The 15,007-nt window shown below is 72.3% G+C and carries 13 protein-coding genes; 2 read left to right on the forward strand and 11 right to left on the reverse strand.

Features of this window, described 5'->3' with window-relative positions; genetic code table 11:
- Positions 1 to 13: 13 nt before the first annotated feature.
- The 8 genes from ACWEFB_RS24675 to ACWEFB_RS24710 all read right to left on the reverse strand — a co-directional run bounded on the left by ACWEFB_RS24675 (position 14) and on the right by ACWEFB_RS24710 (position 10,469).
- Entirely contained in the window at positions 14 to 778 is a 765-nt protein-coding gene (locus tag ACWEFB_RS24675; RefSeq protein ID WP_452289024.1) for an anti-sigma factor family protein, read from the reverse strand.
- Positions 775 to 1,467 (reverse strand): sigma-70 family RNA polymerase sigma factor, encoded by a 693-nt coding sequence (locus ACWEFB_RS24680; RefSeq protein ID WP_326560147.1) that lies wholly within the window; start codon positions 1,465 to 1,467, stop codon positions 775 to 777. Before ACWEFB_RS24680 ends, ACWEFB_RS24675 begins: the two co-directional genes overlap by 4 nt.
- A 140-nt stretch (positions 1,468 to 1,607) precedes the next feature.
- A complete protein-coding gene (locus ACWEFB_RS24685) occupies positions 1,608 to 2,465 on the reverse strand; it encodes a spermidine synthase (protein ID WP_326560146.1) in 858 nt (285 codons plus the stop codon).
- A 61-nt stretch (positions 2,466 to 2,526) separates the two neighbouring features.
- Complete coding sequence (locus ACWEFB_RS24690) at positions 2,527 to 3,501, reverse strand: hypothetical protein (protein WP_452289027.1); 975 nt, start codon at positions 3,499 to 3,501, stop codon at positions 2,527 to 2,529.
- Positions 3,498 to 5,990, reverse strand: a complete 2,493-nt coding sequence (locus ACWEFB_RS24695) for an AAA family ATPase (RefSeq protein WP_452289029.1) — start codon at positions 5,988 to 5,990, stop codon at positions 3,498 to 3,500. Before ACWEFB_RS24695 ends, ACWEFB_RS24690 begins: the two co-directional genes overlap by 4 nt.
- The gene (locus ACWEFB_RS24700; protein ID WP_452289031.1) at positions 5,990 to 7,135 is read right to left on the reverse strand and encodes a metallophosphoesterase family protein; all 1,146 of its coding nucleotides are present in this window, start codon (positions 7,133 to 7,135) and stop codon (positions 5,990 to 5,992) included. Before ACWEFB_RS24700 ends, ACWEFB_RS24695 begins: the two co-directional genes overlap by 1 nt.
- Positions 7,136 to 7,145: 10 nt before the next feature.
- Positions 7,146 to 8,900 carry an ATP-binding protein gene (locus ACWEFB_RS24705; protein WP_326562986.1) on the reverse strand — a complete coding sequence of 585 codons (1,755 nt, stop codon included), beginning with the start codon at positions 8,898 to 8,900 and terminating at the stop codon, positions 7,146 to 7,148.
- A gap of 228 nt (positions 8,901 to 9,128) precedes the next feature.
- A complete protein-coding gene (locus tag ACWEFB_RS24710) occupies positions 9,129 to 10,469 on the reverse strand; it encodes an extracellular catalytic domain type 1 short-chain-length polyhydroxyalkanoate depolymerase (RefSeq protein ID WP_452289033.1) in 1,341 nt (446 codons plus the stop codon).
- Positions 10,470 to 10,717: 248 nt separating this feature from the next.
- Here ACWEFB_RS24710 and ACWEFB_RS24715 point away from each other — a divergent pair, with 248 nt between their 5' ends.
- Together ACWEFB_RS24715 and ACWEFB_RS24720 are read left to right on the forward strand one after the other, a co-directional pair.
- The gene (locus ACWEFB_RS24715; protein WP_452289035.1) at positions 10,718 to 11,326 is read left to right on the forward strand and encodes a TetR/AcrR family transcriptional regulator; all 609 of its coding nucleotides are present in this window, start codon (positions 10,718 to 10,720) and stop codon (positions 11,324 to 11,326) included.
- Between the two features lie 42 nt (positions 11,327 to 11,368).
- Complete coding sequence (locus tag ACWEFB_RS24720) at positions 11,369 to 11,929, forward strand: hypothetical protein (RefSeq protein ID WP_452289037.1); 561 nt, start codon at positions 11,369 to 11,371, stop codon at positions 11,927 to 11,929.
- Positions 11,930 to 11,941: 12 nt separating this feature from the next.
- On the opposite strand, the gene ACWEFB_RS24725 is transcribed toward ACWEFB_RS24720, so the two are convergent.
- From ACWEFB_RS24725 to ACWEFB_RS24735, 3 genes are all read right to left on the reverse strand, one after another.
- Positions 11,942 to 13,408 carry a hypothetical protein gene (locus ACWEFB_RS24725; RefSeq protein ID WP_452289039.1) on the reverse strand — a complete coding sequence of 489 codons (1,467 nt, stop codon included), beginning with the start codon at positions 13,406 to 13,408 and terminating at the stop codon, positions 11,942 to 11,944.
- 142 nt (positions 13,409 to 13,550) lie between these two features.
- Entirely contained in the window at positions 13,551 to 14,339 is a 789-nt protein-coding gene (locus ACWEFB_RS24730) for a pyrimidine reductase family protein (protein ID WP_452289125.1), read from the reverse strand.
- A gap of 171 nt (positions 14,340 to 14,510) precedes the next feature.
- Positions 14,511 to 14,921 carry an NUDIX domain-containing protein gene (locus ACWEFB_RS24735; protein ID WP_452289041.1) on the reverse strand — a complete coding sequence of 137 codons (411 nt, stop codon included), beginning with the start codon at positions 14,919 to 14,921 and terminating at the stop codon, positions 14,511 to 14,513.
- Positions 14,922 to 15,007: the final 86 nt, after the last annotated feature.

Consider the following 15,007-nt stretch of genomic DNA (forward strand, 5'->3'; position numbering starts at 1 on the left):
TCCGCGCCCGCGCTCAGAGGGGAATGGTGACCAGCGCCGTCGCGGCTCCCTTGTCGTCGAGCGCCTGGATCTGCATCCGGTCGATGTCGGCGCGGGGCGCCGAGGTGGTGCTCTGCAGCAGCAGCGGTTCCGGGCGGGCCGGTGTGCCGTAACCCTCGGTCGGCACGGTCCAGCTCGACAACACCTCCGGGTCGCCGTTCTTGCGCAGCACCACCAGCCGGCAGACCCGTGGGCCGGTGAGGTTGCGCAGCGCGAACGAGACCTGGGTGCCGAACGGCCGGGCGTCGAGCAGCAGGTCGGCGCGGACGCCGGTGTCCTTGTCGGTGACGGACAACTTCTCCGCGTTCGGTACGTCCGGGAAGCTGCCGTTGGTCCACGGTGGAGCGCCGACCTGGGCCACAGGTCCGGACGGAGCGGGTGTGTTCGAACCGCCACCGACCCAGTTCGCGCCGGCCACCAGGGCCAGCCCGCTGAGCAGCGCCACCACCACGACACCCGCGGCCAGGCTCAGGATCCGCTGGCTGCGGGCCCGGCGCCGGTCCCGGCCGACAACGGTGAGCGCGCGGGTGACCATGGTGTCGTCGGCGGTCGCCCGTTCCATCACCGCCAGGTCGTCCCGGTCGACCTCGGCGAGCAGGTCCACCACCGGCAGCATCGACTCCAGCTCACCGGCGCAGGCCCAGCAGTCGGCCAGGTGCTCCTCGAACCGTATGGTGTCCTCTTCGTCGAGCACGCCCAGCGCGTACGAGGCGACGTCGAAGTGGTCGGACCGGCTCATTCGGTCACCCCCCGCTGTTGCAGCGCGGTCCGCAGGGCGCGTAGCGCGTAGTAGACCCGGGACTTGGCGGTGCCCAGCGGCAGCCCCAACTCCTCGGCGGCCTCCGGGACCGTACGGCCCCGGAAATAGGTGGCGACCAGGATCTCCCGATGCGAGTCGCTCAGCGTGCGGAGTGCGTCGGTAACCGTCATCAGGCGTAGCACCCGTTCGGTTTCGTCGGCTTCGGCAAAGGTTTCCAGGTCGCGGTCGTAGGTTTCCGCCGGCCGGGCCTGCCCGCTGCGATGTTCGTCGATGACGATCCGGCGGGCGACGGTGACCAGCCAGGGCCGCAGGGACGTCTGTCCCTGGGCACCGAGCCGGTGCGCGTTTCGCCAGGCACGCAGAAGCGTTTCCTGTACGACATCTTCCGCCCGCTGTCGGTCCCCGCCGGTGAGCCGGAGGACGAACATCAACAGAGGGCCGGCATGCTGCTCATATAGGAGCCGGACCAGATCGTCTGAACGGTTGGCCTCGGCTGATCCGGATTGGTGGCGGCCGGTAGCCGATCGTGGCGTCACGCGAACATCATTGCGGGCCGCGATCCGGGCGTCGATACCGCCCCCGGCTTCGATATCCCGTCGCGGCTGGGGTGCGCGCACCCAGTCCGCCCGGACCAGGTCGGCGGGCCGTTCTTCGGTCACCGTGTGCATTCACCCCTCCGCTTCCGGTCATCCAGCCACCGAGGGGTACGGATCAGAACCGGGAACGGATCAACGGCAATGCACCGGATCCTGGACGACCGTGATTCAGCCCGATGCGGAGCGGCTCACCCGACCCCGAGTGGTACGGATCACCCGGCGACGCCGAAGGTGCCGGCCGGGGGCGCGGCGGAACCGGTCGCCGTGGCGTCCACCACTATTTTGGCGCCGCCGACGAACCGTTCCAGCTCCTCGTCGGCCAGCACCCGGCCGGGAAACCAGTCACCGGCCGCACGGCGGGTCAATTCGGCCACCGGCGGTGGCACCCGTCCGGCGACCAGCACCAGGTTGCCGTACCGGCGACCGCGCAGCACCGCCGCGTCGGCGACCAGGCAGGCCATCGGCAGCACCGACCGGATCGTGGCGACCTGACCCCGGATGTGCTTCAGCGGCGGCCCGTCGGCGACGTTCACCAGGTAGCTGCCGGCCGGGCGGAGCACCCGTGCCACCTCGGCCGCGAACTCGACCGAGGTGAGCCGGGCCGGGGTCCGGGCACCGGCGAACACGTCGGCGACCACCAGGTCGTAGGAGTCCTCCGGTGATCCGGTCAGCGCCTCCCGGGCGTCGGCGACCCGTACCTTCAGCCGGGCCTGCGGTGGCCACGGCAGTTCCCGGCGGACCAGTTCGACCAGGGCGGCGTCGATCTCCACCACCCGCTGGGTGGAGCCGGGGCGGGTCTGCGCCACGTACCGGGGCAGGGTCAGCGCGCCGCCGCCGAGGTGCAGCACCCGCAGCGGCGTACCGGCCGGGGCGACCAGGTCGATCGCGGCGGCCATCCGGCGGATGTACTCGAATTCGAGGTGGGTCGGGTCGTCCAGGTCGACGTGCGACTGCGGGGTGCCGTCGAGATTGAGCGTGAACGATCGCGGCCGGTCGGGGTCGGGCACCAGCTCGGCGAGCCCGGTGTCGACCCGTACGGCGAGCCGGTCCGGACCTCGCTTGCGTGCCATACCCGCCAGTATCGCCGGTCGGACCCCGACCGGGCCGGCGACCATGGCCAGCGTCACCGGATCAGCGCGGGAGCCGGTTGGCGGCCACGGTCAGCGTGCGGTGCAGCAGGCGGGCGTCGCCGAGCAGGGCTCGCAGCCGGCGCTCCAGCCCGGCGATCGGGATCAGGTTCTGCGGTGCCCGAGGATCCTTGTACGGCGACGAGGCGAACCGGGGCAGCGTCACCAGGGACCGGTCGGCGAGCCCGATCGCCTCCGGGACGCTCAGCTCGGCCGAGCACTCAACCCGGACGATCCCGGCCCACGGGGCACCGGTCGTCCCGGGCAGCCGCAGGTACCAGGAGTAGCCGCCCCAGGCGGTGCCGAGCTTGAACACCGGGGACCGTTCCCCCGGCGCCAGCCGGGTCACCACGGCGGTCAGCCCGGCGTCCAGGTACTGGCTGTGCTGGGTCTTGATGTAGCCGATGGCACGTGGCAGGTCGCGCCGGTTGCGCAGCGGCCCGTCCAGGATCAGCAGGTCGTCGTCGGTCCTGGCCGCGTCGGAGACCTCGACCTCCAGGGCGGTCAGCGGCCCCTGTACGGCGGCCGGCAGCTTGCTCAGCTCACCGGTGCCGCCGACCCGGTGCAGCGTGTAGCGGACCTGACCGGCGAGCACGTCCCCGGCCGACGGGCTGGCGGTGAACAGCCCCCGTCTGACCTGCGACCCGGCCAGTTCGGCCGCCCCGCGCCGCAGGTCGCACCGGACCACGCCTGCGGCGTACGAGGCGGCGATGCCGGGGTACGAGGCACCGTCGTGCTCGCGGGTCCAGACGCTGGCGTCGATCCGGCGTACCCCGTCGACCAGGAGCACCACGTCCGGTGGCCGCAGACCCTCCGGTACGCCGACCGCCCGCCACTCGTCCGCCGGCATCTCCACGGTCGCGTCGACCTGTGCGCTGCTCGGCGCTGCCGGTCCGCCGGCCGCCTCGAACGAGGCACCGTAGGACGGGTCCCAGCCGTCGACGTAGAGCCGGGGCGGTGGCTCCTGGGTCCCGGTCATCCGATCCGCTCCACCCGTGCGGTACGGGCGTCCTTGCTGACCTCGTACCTGACCGGCACCCGTTCGGCCAGCGCCGGTACGTGGGTGACCACGCCGACCATCCGGTCACCCCGGGCGGCGAGGGTTTCCAGGGTCGCCGCGACGGTGTCGAGGGTGGCCACGTCGAGCGTGCCGAAGCCCTCGTCGAGCAGGATCGACTCCAGGCTGGCGGTGGTGGTGGAGAGGCCGGCGAGTTGCTCGGACAGGGCCAGTGCCAGGGCCAGCGAGGCCTGGAACGTCTCCCCGCCGGACAGCGTCCGTACGCCCCGGCGCAGCCCGGCGTCGTGCTGGTCGACCACGTAGAACTCGCCCTTGTCGTGGGTGAGTTCGTACTGCCCGCCGGTCAGTTCGCGCAGGATCCGGGAGGCGCCGTCGACCAGCAGGTCCAGCGCCTCGGCGAGCAGCCACCGTTCGAAGTTGTTGGCCCGCAGGTGCCCCGCCAACGACCGTGCCGTACGGGCGGCGCGTTCGTGTTCGACCCGTTTCTCGGTGAGCTGGTCGGCCTGCTCCCGCCGCTGCGCCAGGCGCCGCTGTTCGGCCTCGGCGGCTACCACCGCGACCGCCGCGGCGGCCACCGGGTCGGTGCCGGACCGGCCCGTCGGGCTGCCGGCGGGCACCCCTGCGGCGGTGAACAGGGCGGCGATCCCGGCGGCGACGGTGTCGGCGGCGGCCCGTGCCTGCGCCACCGCACTCGCGGCGTCGACCCGGTCGGCCCGTCGGCGGTCCGCCTCCCGCTGCGCCCAGTCGCGCAGCACCTCCCAGGCGGCGGCGAGGTCGTCCCGGTCGGCGGCGGGCGGGCCGAGCCGGGCGATCCGGTCGCGGGTGGTGTCGAACTCCCGGCCGGCGAGCCGGACCCGTTCCTCGGCTGCCTCGACGCCGGTCCGGGCCCGCCGGGACGCCTCCCGTGCGGTGCGGACCGCCGTACCGGCCTGGTCGAGTTGGCCGCGCAGCCTGTCCAGGGCGGCGAGTTCACGGCGCAGGGCGGCCGGTCCGGGCGAGTCGGCCAGCCGGGTGTCCAGTTCGGACAGTGCGGCGGCGAGCTGGTCGTGCCGGGCACGGGCCCGGTCGAGGTCGCGTTCCAGGGCGCGGGCGGCCCGTTCGCGTTCGGTGAGGACCTTGTTCGCGGCGTCGGCGGTGGTCCTGGCGGTGTGTCCGGCGGCCTCGGCGGCGGTCACCGCGGAACCGGCCGGCACCGCCGGCACCACGTGCACCTCCTGCTCGCAGACCGGGCACGGCTCCCCTGCGGTGAGGTGTCCGCGTAGCGCGGCGGCCCGGTCGGCGGTCTGCGCCTCCTGGTACGCCCTACGCGCCGCCTCCAACTCCACGGACGCCCGCTCGGCGTCGACGCGGGCCCGGTCGAGTGCGGCCAGCGCGGCGGTGTGGTCGGTCTCGGCGCCGGTCAGCCCGGACCCGAGGGCTTCCGCCTCGGCGGCCACCCGGTCCCGTTCGGTGTGTGCCTGCAACAGCAGCCGGAGCAGGGTCTGGTCCCCGGCCGAGGCCAGCTCGCCGCGTACCTTCTCTTCGCGTTCCTCGGCCAGGGTGACCGCCGCGACGGTCTCGGCCGCCACGGCCCGCGCGTCGGTCACCGCCCGCGCCACGGCGGCGACGTCGGCCGGCGGGTGGATCCGGTCCAGTTCGGCGAGTTCGCCGTCGAGCGCGGTCAGCCGGGCAGCCGCCGCGTCCGCCGCCGCACGGGCCCGTTCCAGTTCGGGTACGGCGGCCCGCACGTCGTCGGCCAGCCGGTGCATCGCGCCGACGTGCTCGGTGGCGGCGGTCAGGGTCTCCTCGTCGGCGTCCTTCAGCCCTTCCAGCACCTGGTTCACCGTGGTGAGCCGTGCTTCCGCCGCGGTCGCCCGCTCGGTCGCCTTCTTCTGGACCTCCTCGTAGACGCCGAGCCCGAGCAGGTTGATCAGGATCTGCTGCCGGGTGGCGGGCTTGGCGTGCAGGAAGTCCGCGAACTGCCCCTGCGGTAGCACCACACAGCTGGTGAACTGCTCGTACGGCAGGCCGACCGCGGTCAGCACCGCCTGGTCCATCTGGGCCGGGGTGCCGGCCAGGGCCTCGCCGAGGTCCTCCGGGCTCATCCCGGTGTCGAGCTTGGTCACGTCGAACCCGTCGGGCATCCGTTGCAGGCCGGCGTTGCCGGTCTTGACGTTGCCCCGGCTGTCCCGCCGGACCACCCGGGTCGCCACGTAACGGGAGCCGGCGGAGTCGAACACCAGCCGGACCCGCGCCTCGACCGCCGACGGGGCGAGGGCGTTGGCGATGCCCCGGCTGCCACCCCAGCGCGGGACGGTGCCGTAGAGGGCGAAGCAGATCGCGTCGAGGACCGTCGACTTGCCCGAACCGGTCGGCCCGACCAGGGCGAAGAAGTCGGCGTCGGTGAAGTCGATCGTGGTGGGCTCCCGGAAGACGGTGAAGCCCGCCAGGTCCAGCCGGAGCGGACGCACTACCCGCCCACCTCCTCGTACAGCTCGTCGAACAGGTCGCGTACGCCGTCGTCGTCCGGGCCCCGACTGTCCAGGTAGTCGCCGAACAGTTCCCGCGCCGAGCGACCGGCCCGTGGCGCGGCCCGGGTACGGGTGGCCGCCGCCAACAGCTCCGGATCGACCCGGACCTCCAGCGCGCGGGGGAGCAGGGCCTGCACCTCCTCGCGCAGCCCGGCCCGGGGTGTCTCGCGTACGTACACCCGCAGCCACCCGTCCGGCGCCTCGATCTCGGCCAGTTCGGCGAGGGTGCCCCGGACCGTACGCAGCGGCGAGGCGGCGGTGATCGGCACCTCACGGGTACGGGCGGCGGTGCTGTTGCCGACCTCGACAATGGTGACCGAGGGCCGGTTCTCCTCCTCGCCGAAGTCGATCGCGAGAGGGCTCCCGCTGTAGCGGATCGGGGCCGGTCCGGGCACCTGCTGTGACCGGTGCAGGTGGCCGAGCGCCACGTAGTGCGCGTTGGTCGGGAAGACCGTCGCCGGCACCGCATACCCGAGTACGGTCTGCGACTCCCGCTCGCCGCCGCCGGCCATCGCGCCGACCACGGTCAGGTGGGCGGTGACCAGGTGCACCCTGTCCGGTTCGGTGAAGCTCTCGGTGAGCCGCCGGATCAGCCGCCCGACGTGGTCGGCGTACGTCTGGTTCGCCTCGGCGGCGGTCAGCTCGTACATTTCCGTCGCCCGGACCGCGTACCGCTGGGACAGGAACGGCAGGGCGACCAGCCGCCACCGCTCGCCACCGGCGGTGACCCCGTCGACCAGGTGTTCCTCCGGGGTGTCCCGGACGCTGCCGCGCAGCGCCACCCCGGCCGCGTCGGCCCACGGGCGCAGGGCGTCCAGTGCCGGCCCGTTGTCGTGGTTGCCGCCGACCGCGACCACCTGCGCCCCGGTGTTGCGCAGCGCGGTCAGCGCGCGGGTGACCAGCCGGGTCGCCTCCGGGGTGGGCGCGGCGGTGTCGTAGAGGTCACCGGCGACGATCACCAGGTCGGGTTGCTCGGCGCGGGCGACCTCCACCACCTGGGTCAGCACCTTCACCTGCTCGGCGACCCGTGACTGTCCCTTGAGGACCTTGCCGATGTGCCAGTCGGAGGTGTGCAGGATCTTCACGGCGGGGTCCTCAGAACGGGATGTCGTCGTCGGTCAGCGCGCCGGCCCCGGAGCCGACCACCGCGAACGGGTCGGCCGCCTGGGTGATCGAACGCAGCGTCTCCGACGGGGCCTGGCCGGCCTCGGAGACCCGGGTCGCCCAGGCCGGGAAGGGGAACTCCAGGCAGAGCGGGACCGGGATGTCCGGCTGGTTGACGAACATGGTGCCGGGCTTGGCGAGCAGCGCGCGTTGGCGTTGCGCCGGGGGGAGGAAGCCGTACTCGGGGCGGGACGCCTCGGCCGGGTCGAGCCGGCCGACCACCCGGATCGCCGAGTTGGTGACGATCCGCCGTTCCACCTCGCTGGCGGTCTGCTGGGCGCCGATCAGGATCACCCCGAGGGAGCGACCACGCTCGGCGATGTCCAGCAGCACCTCCTTGATCGGGGAGGAGCCCTCGCGGGGGGCGTACTTGTTCAGCTCGTCCAGCACCACGAAGAGCAGCGGCTTGGCGGTGCCGGTCTTCTCCTTGTTCTCGAACTCGGTCTTCAGCGTCACACCGACCACGAACCGCTGCGCCCGGTCCGGCAGGTTGTGCAGGTCGACGACGGTGACCTGGGCGCTCTCCGCGGTGTTGATCCGGTGCGGGCGGCGGGTGGCCAGATCGCCCCGGATCAGCCGGGCCAGGTCCTTCTTGCTGTTGATCAGCCGCCGGGCGAACGCGTTCACCGTGCCGGTGTTGATCGCGCTGCCGGCCCAGGTGGACCGGGTCTCCTCGTCGGTGAGCTGCTCCACGATGTGGTCGACCAGGTCGGGGTAGGAGTGCACCCGTACCCCGTCGATGCTCACCCCGCCGTCGGCCGGCTGGGCGTACCGGTGCAGGTGGGCGGTGACCGAGTGGACCACCATCGTGTACTGCTGGCGTTCGTCGTCGGCGTCGGCGAAGACGTACGGCAGCATCCGGTCGGCGCAGAACTCGGTCAGCGTCCAGTAGAAGCTGTCCACCCCGGTCAGCCTGCTGCTCACGTCCGGGGTGCCGGAGGCGTCCCCGGCCCGGGGCGGGGCGTAGACCCGTACGTCGGGGAACGCGCCCGCGGTGAGCCCGAGCTTCGCGTACGCCGCCGTGGTGGCCGCGTCCAGCCGGGTGTTCGGGTGGTCGAGGAAGAGCAGGTCCTCACCCTTGACGTTGAAGATCAGCGCCTTGGCGTTGACCGCGTCGCCGCCGAGCACCCCGGAGCGGAACACCGAGTAGAGCAGGAAGGTGGCGAAGCTGGTCTTGGTCGCGACCCCGGAGATACCGGAGATCGACACGTGTGCGCCCCGGCTCCCGTCGAGGAAGTCGGCGTTGAGGAAGACCGGCACCCCGTCCCGGCCGGTGCCCATCGGCACCCGCCGTTCCATCCGGTCGAAGTGCAGCGCCGAGTCACGCGCCTCGCCCTGCGCCCGGTAGACCAGCGCGCCGGGTGACGGCGGGACGTAGAACTCCGGGTCGACCCGGGTGGTGGTGATCTCGGCGGCCTCCTGCACCTGGGCCGGGAGGGTGCCGTCGGCGATGGCGAAGACGTCCGAGTCGAACTGCGCGCCCTCGTGCCGGGCCCGGACCTGGGTGACCACCCCGGCGATCGTCACCGGTTCCCGGTCGGGCAGCTCACGCCGGGTCACCACCACGTCGTCGAGTTGCAGGTAGCTGTCCGGTCCGACGGCGGTCCAGAACTGCAACGGGGTGGCGTCGGCGGTGCCGAGGACCCGGCCGACCACCGTGCCGGGGTCGGTCGACTCGTCGCCGATCGGCGGGGTGCTCACCGCCGGGCTCCGGTCGGCGCCGACGCCCGGACCGGCTTCGGTCCGTGGGTCGGGTCCGGCGCGCGGACCACGAGCGATTCTTGCTCAAGACACGACACGTGTTGCATCCTGCCCCACCTGTACGACAGCACGCCAAGTTGACGCGCCTGCGGGGCGGTACGGCACCGTCCGGGGTGACGGGACGGGTTGCTGTCACCCCGGACAGTCACCGGATCAGACGACGGTGCAGGCGACGCCGTTGAGGGTGAAGGCGGCCGGCCGACCGGTGTTGCCGGTGTGGGTGGCCTGGAAGCCGATGCTGGTGGAGCCGTTCGGCGGGATCGTGCCGTTGTAGCTGACGTTGCGGGCGCTCACCGCGCCGCTGGTCGGGCTGTAGCTGGCGTTCCACCCGGAGGTGATGGTCTGCCCGGCGGGCAGGGTGAAGGCCAGGGTCCAGCCGTTGATCGGGGCACTACCCCGGTTGCTGATGGTGACGGCGGTGGTCAGGCCGGTGTTCCAGGCGTTGACCGTGTAACCGACCGCACAGGTCCCACCCACCGGCGGCGGAGTGGTCGGCGGGGGCGTGGTCGGGGGCGGGGTCGTCGGCGGGGGCGTCGTCGGCGGAGGAGTGGTGGTCGGCGGGGTGGTCGGCGGGGTGGTGCTGTTCAGGCCGAAGAAGCGGATCGCCTCGGCCGCGTTCACCGGCAGGTTGTGCGACACGCCCTGCATGCTGATCGCCTCGACCGGGGCGTTGCCTCCGCTGCTGCCGTACCGGGTGCGGGTGTAACCGGACTGCGGGGTGTCGGTGAACGTCGGGGTCTGGCTCAGCCCGTGGACGTTGGTCCACTGCTTGATCTCCTCGCCGAAGTTCGGGTAACGCAGCGTCTCGTCGTTGGTGCCGTGCCACAACTGCATCCGTGGCCGGACGCCGGTGTAACCGGGATACGCGTTGCGTACCAGGTCACCCCACTGCTGGGCGGTACGGATGACCTGCCCGTTGGCGCACTGGCTGTTCCAGGTCGAGCCGTCGGTGGTGGCGAAGCAACTGTGCGGTACGCCCGCGAAGGCGGCACCGGCCTTGAACACGTCGGGATAGTTCCCGAGCAGGACGTTGGTCATCATCGCGCCGGAGGAGACGCCGGTGGCGTACACCCGGTCCGGGTCGCCGTTGTGGCGCTGCTGGACGTACCGGACCATCGACAGGATCCCTACCGGGTCGCTGCCGCCGTCGCGGCGCAGGGCCTGCGGCGAGTAGACGTCGAAGCACTGCCCACTGCGGGTCGCCGACGGGTAGATCACGATGAACCCGTACTGGTCGGCGAGCTGGGCGAACTGGGTGCCGGAGTAGAAGGCGGGACCGGTTCCGGTGCAGTAGTGCACGGCCACCAGGATCGCGGGTCGGGCGGCGACCCGGTCCGGCACGTACAGGTGCATGCGCAGGTTGCTGGGGTTGGTCCCGAAGTTGGTCACCTCGGTCAGGGTGGCCGCGGACGCGGGTGTGGCCACGATCAGGCTCAGCACTGCCAGCGCCGCCGCGGCCCCGGCCGCGGCGAGCGACCGGAGGAGTCGTTTCATGCGTTCCCCTTCTGGTGGTGGCCGATCGGGCCGCAGGGCTTGCCGGATCGCCCATGGTGGTGAAACATTCCGAAGTATGAATCGAAAGTTTTCACTGCACAAGAGATAGATGGTCATAGATATCCTCAGGTGGGAAGCCATATTGCGACCGCAAATTATCGGTACGGGCCGCGCCGCCGGATGGTCGCCGATGCCGCCGGGCGCGCGGTAAAGTGGACCCGCTGGTCCTAAAAGAGGAGGTGGCCGGTGTGGCCGGGACACTGACCCGCAAGGGTGCCGCGACCCGGCAACGGATCATCGAGGGCGCCGCCGAGGAGATCCGGGAGCGCGGGATCGCCGTCACCACCCTCGACGACGTACGCGCCCGGACCGGCACCAGCAAGAGCCAGCTCTTCCACTACTTTCCCGAGGGCAAGGAGGAACTGCTGCTCGCGGTGGCCCAGTTCGAGGCCGACCGGGTGCTCACCGACCAGCAACCCTTCCTCGGCGGCCTCACCTCCTGGCCCGCCTGGTACGCCTGGCGCGACGCGGTCGTCGCCCGCTACCTGGAGCAGGGCCAGCACTGCCCACTCAACGTGCTGGTCTCCCAACTCGGTCGCAGCACCCCCGGCGCCCAGGCGGTCGTACGCGCCCTGATGCACCAGTGGGAGTCGGAGATCAACAGGGGCCTGCGCCACATGCGGGACACCGGCCAGGTCGATCCGGACCTGGACACCGACCGGACGGCTGCGGCCCTGCTCGCCGGGATCCAGGGCGGGGTGCTGATGATGCTCTCCACCGGCCGGATCACCCACCTCGAAGCCGCACTCGACCTGACCATCGAGAACCTCCGTAAGGGCGGGCGAACCGTTCGCTAGCGCCTGTGGGTGCGTCGCGGCCGGAGGCGCTAGCGTGACGCGGTGGACGTTGCCGGGGATGGTGAACTGATCGCCGCGTCGCTGGCCGACCGGCTGGCCGCGCTCACCTTCGTCGACCGGACACCGGAGCAGGTCACCGCGCTGCTGGTGGAGGAGGTCGCCGGCTGGGCCACCGGTCGGGGCTGGCGGGTCTACCGCCGGGCGGCAAGCGTGTTGCCGCTGCCCCCGCCGTACCAGCACCGGCACTCGTTCCTCGACGTGGCCTGCGCCCGGCCGGACGGCCCGCCGGTGGCCGTCGAGATCGACAGGACCGACCGCCGCCGTTCGGTGGAGAAGCTGCTCGCGGAGGCCGGTGCCGGCCGGATCCCGATCTGGCTGCGGTGGGGGAGCAGGGGCTTCGAGACGCCGCCGCTCCCGGTGCGGTTGGTGACCTGCCCGGTGACCTCCCGGCGCGGCCCCGACCCGAAGGTACGGCTCTACTCCCGGCTGCCGGTCACCGACCGCCCCGCGCCGGCACACGCCACCACGGACCTCCGGGTCGACGAGCAGACCGACCTCTTCGCCGGCCCGACCGGGCCCGCACTGCTCCCGCCCGAGGGGTAGCCGTCCCGCCGCCTACCAGTGCCAGGCGCGCCGGGTCAGCAGGTCAGGGTGCCCGCCGAGCGTCGCCCGGACCTGGCCGGCGAGCCGACCGAGCACCGGTGCGACCAGCCACAGCAGCACCACGGCGTAGAACAGCAGGGTGCCGCGTTGCAGGCTGGTCAGCTCGGGGGTGTCGACGAACGGGAACCACAGGGGGCTGAACTCGGGCGTGAAGTGGCACAGGGCTTCCAGGTGGTAGTTGTTCTCGTAACAGGTCCACGGCCGCAACTGGCCGAAGACGAGGCTGTTCGCTGCCCCCCACACGGAGAGCACGGCCACGCCCACGGTCGCGACGTTGAACCAGGGCCCGGCCCGGCCCGGTTCCAGGCACACGGCCAGGGCCAGGGCGGCGGGCAGCATGGCGATGAGGAAGAACCTCGGCCCCCAGTACATGCCGCCGTACCAGCCCCACCAGCGGGAGTAGAGCAGCACCAGGCCGGCCACGAACACCGCCCAGAGCAGCCAGACCCGCCACAGGTCCGTACCGGCCTCCCGCAGCCGGGTGCGGGCCGGCAGGAACAGCCCCGGGGTGAACCAGAGCAGGCCCTTGCCGAACGAGAACACGATCGCGACCAGGCCCACCAGGAACGGGTACGAGAAACCGGGGTCCCCGGAGTACGGCATGACCGTCGCGCCACCGCCGTGCCCGGCGTACGCGGTGTGCAGCGGATCGCCGAACCGCCACCAGTTTTCCCCGACGATCAGGGCGGCGGCGGCCGGCAGAGCCGCCAGGTAGCGCAACCGGCGTCGCATCAGGCAGAGCACGACGACGACCAGTCCGAGCGCCACGATGGACCCGGGGGTGTTGGCGACGCCGAGGACGACGGCGACCCAACCGGCGGCCCTGGTCGCCCACCTGGTGTCCGGCAGCGTCACCGCCAGCAGGCCGACGCCGACGGCCATCGCGGTGAACATCTCGCCGTAGAAGTCCTGTACGTGCGCGGCGACCATGCTCCCGGCGACCAGGAGCAACAGCAACCGCCGGTGCGTACGCGGTGCCATCCGGCCCTGGAGCAGGAGGTGGATCGCGGCGAGTCCGATCATGAGCAGCAGGAAGTTGTACTGCACGAGCCAGATCTGGGTGTTGCCGTACCAGTCCCCCACCAGCCACAGTGGCGTCGCGAACAGCGGCCCGATCATCGAGTACTGGGTGCCCGGCAGTTGCCGCTGTTCGAGCAGTTCGAGCAGGGCCTGGTAGCGGGCGAGCCCGTCGCCCATCATCGGCGGTTTCGGGGTGACGGCCAGCAGCATCACCCCGACCGCGAGCAGGGCCGTCTCCACCGTGGCCACGATCCGGCCAGCCCTCGACCTCCCGGCCGGTGGATCGGGTTGCGCCGCCGTCTCCGGCAGCGGCTCCGGGGGTGTCTCCGCAACCGTCTCGGCGGCTGCCTCCGGGGCTGCCTCCGGTCCGTCCGGGCGGTCGGCTACAGGCGCGGTCATCGACAGTCTCCCCGTGGCGTCGGCTGGGCGGGCCGTAGAGATCCGCCTCACGCAGACTGACAGGAAACCGTTTCCCGTTCCATAGACGAATGTAGATCAATATCGGCCGGCCGGCTGAGTCGCGGCTCCGATCCGCCGCCGATCAGTCCCGGGCGTAGCGCAGCAACAGCGTCGACTCGGCCGCGAGCAGGTGCCGCAACCCCATCCCGCGCGGGGGACTGGGCGTACCGGCGGTGATCCGTCCGGCGCCCGCCCCGGCCAGCAGCGGCGCCACGGTCAGGCAGACCTCGTCCACCAGGTCCGCGGTGGTGAGCGCCCCGAACAGGTACGGCCCGCCCTCGCAGAGGAGTTGCCGGTGGCCCCGCCGGTGCAACTCGGCGAGCCCGGCGGTGAGGTCGACCCGGTCCACCAGGTCGATCCGGTCGTTCTGGTCCACCAGCCCGACCTGGTTGACCAGGCCGATCTCGGTCGACTCCTCGAACCGGGTGTTCGGGTCGGCGGTGTCCGCGCTGACCCTGATCAGGTCGGCGACGGAGGCCAGCCCCGCCGGGGCGGTGGAGCGCGCGTGGGTGAGGACCACCGGGCGGACCGGGGCCTCGGCGAACGCCGCCTGCCGGGGGTCGAGGTCCAGCGCCCCGGAGACGACCACCAGGGTCGGATACTCGGACATCCCGTGCGCGCGTCGCCACGCCCGGCGACGCTCGTCGAGGCGTAACGGGCCGTAGTTCTCCTGGCGCAGGGTGCCGGCGCCGACCACGAGGGCGTCACAGAGCATCCGGAGTACGCCGAAGACCCGCTTGTCCGGTCCGCTGGACAGCCCGGCGGAGAACCCGTTGACGGCCACCGCCCCGTCGATGCTCGACACGAAGTTGACCCGCAGGTGCGGCTGTTCGGTGCGGCCGTACAGCGCGGCGAGGGCGTCGTTGTCCAGCGGCGTACCGTCCGGTGCCGGCCAGAGCCGGTGGATCGGCGTACGCGGGTCGGTGGTCGGGGCCGGTGCGGCCGAGGTCGGCTCGGTCATTCGCCGGCCGGCCCGGTCACCGGAGGGGTCGGCACCGGGACCCGGTGCTGGCAGTCGCACCAGTTCCGGCCGGGGCACTGGTCATGCCGCCGTTCGCGGCACGCTCGGCAGATCATGCCGAAACCCTATGCGGTACGACCGGTGGCGCGCCGCGGGTCGGCCCCAGTCCGGCCGAACAGTTCCAGGGTCGGTGGCACCTGGGAGTGCAGCGGTTCGGGCAGCGCGTCGAGCGCGCAGCACGTTCCGTACGCCGAGGGTGGTGATGTCGAGCGGGCGGGTCGCGTACTCCTCGCCGACCTCGCGGCGCACCGCGGCCTCGAAGGTCTCGCCGAACTCCAGCGCACCGGCGCCGGTGTCCCAGGTGCCGGGCTCGTCGCGGGCGCCGGCGCCGCGCCGGGCCAGCAGCACCCGCCCGGAACCGTCGTGGCAGACGAAAACGCAGGAAACCGACGGCGTACGGCCCGCCGCCTCCCGCCCGAAACCGGCTGTCATCGGTGGCGCTCCCCATGGTTGGCTGGTCCCCATCCGATCATGAGATTGCCCGGACCCGCGCGCGGATTTCCCGACGCGTTCCGGTG

The sequence above is a fragment of the Micromonospora sp. NPDC004704 genome, from assembly GCF_053601675.1.